Source organism: Streptomyces sparsus, from assembly GCF_054776295.1.
In genome coordinates this window covers 1-1477 of record NZ_BAAHCA010001088.1, presented here as the reverse complement: position 1 = coordinate 1477, position 1477 = coordinate 1, and the positions used below count along the sequence as shown (strand labels likewise).

The window sequence follows — 1477 nt, the reverse complement described above, 5'->3', positions numbered from 1 at the left end:
GGGAAGGGCGGCCGCACCGGCGGTGCGCACGCGGGCGGCGGCTTCACCCGTGAGCTGCGGCAGGCGGTCACCGGCCGGGCGGCGCTGCTGGTGCTGGGCGTGCTCGCCCTGCAACTCGCTTTCATCGCCTCCTACATCGGCGCCTTCCACTCACCGGGTCCGCACCGGGTGCCGATCGCCGTGGTCGCCCCGGAGCAGGCACAGGACCAGTACCGGCAGCGCCTCGACTCGCTGCCGGGCACACCGCTGGACGTGACGACGGTGACCGCGGACGAGTCCGAGGCGGTCGACGCCATCCGGGACCGGACCGTCGACGGCGCGCTGGTGGTCGACCCGTCGGGCGACGCCGACCGGCTGCTGGTGGCGAGCGGCGCCGGCGCCGCTCTGTCCCAGGCGCTGGAACAGGTGTTCCGGGAGGTGCAGGAGAACCAGCAGCGCGGCCTGGAGGTCACCGACGTGGTGCCGGCCGAGGAGGGGGACGGCCGCGGCCTCTCGGCCTTCTACCTGGTGGTCGGCTGGTGCGTCGGCGGTTACCTGTGCGCGGCCATCCTGGCGATGAGCTACGGCGCCCGCCCCGCCGACACCGGCCGGGCGCTGATCAGGCTCGGTGTGCTCGCCGTCTACGCGCTCGCCGCCGGACTGGGCGGCGCGGTCATCGTCGGCCCGGTCCTGGGGGCGCTGCCCGGCAGCGTGCTCGGCCTCAGCGCGCTCGGCGCACTGGTGGTGTTCGCCGTCGCCGCGGCCACGCTGGCACTCCAGGGAGTGGCCGGCGTGGTGGGCATCGGGCTGGCCATCCTGCTGGTCGTCGTGCTCGGCAACCCCAGTGCGGGCGGCGCCTACCCGGGGCCGCTGCTGCCCACCTTCTGGCGCGAGATCGGCCCCGCCTTCCCACCCGGCGCGGGCACCTGGTCGGCCCGCTCGCTGGCCTACTTCGACGGCGCGGCCATCACCGGCCCGCTGCTGGTGCTGGCGGCCTGGGCGGTGGTCGGCACGGTGCTGACCGTGCTGTTCGCGGTGCTGCGGGACCGCCGTACGACGGACGGGCCCGGCAGGGCCCCGGCCCCGGCCGACCGCTGACGCCGGGGGACGTTGCGCCTGCGTCACAGCTGCGGCGTTCACGGCCCGTCGCCCGGTCCGGCACCGCACGATGTGCGGGTGAAGATCGCCGAACTGGTTCTCGACTACGTGGAAGTCCTCGTCTGGCCCCTGGTCGTGGTGTTCCTGGTCTGGCGGTTGCGGACCCAACTCCACGACGCTCTGCTGCGCATGACCCGGGTGGAGACGCCGGCCGGTGCCATCGACTTCGCCGTCGACGCCCGGGAGGCCCGCCGCGAGGCGGAGTCGGTGTCGCGGCTGCCGGACGACCGGTCGGAGGAGCCGCCTCGCTGGTCCCCGCGTCCCACGGGCCCGCCGCCTCCCGCAACCGCCCCCCGGCACCAGCCAACCGGCAGCGACCCCCCGTCCGGCGGTGACGAGC

1 protein-coding gene and 1 pseudogene are annotated in these 1477 nt (G+C 75.6%); both read left to right on the top strand.

Annotated elements, in window-relative coordinates; translation table 11 throughout:
- Window positions 1–54: 54 nt before the first annotated feature.
- Window positions 55–1077, top strand: coding sequence for an ABC transporter permease (locus ACYVE9_RS26515; RefSeq protein ID WP_461030433.1), 1023 nt, complete (start codon window positions 55–57; stop codon window positions 1075–1077).
- Window positions 1078–1155: 78 nt separating this feature from the next.
- A pseudogene (locus ACYVE9_RS26510) lies at window positions 1156–1477 on the top strand (hypothetical protein); the annotation flags it as partial.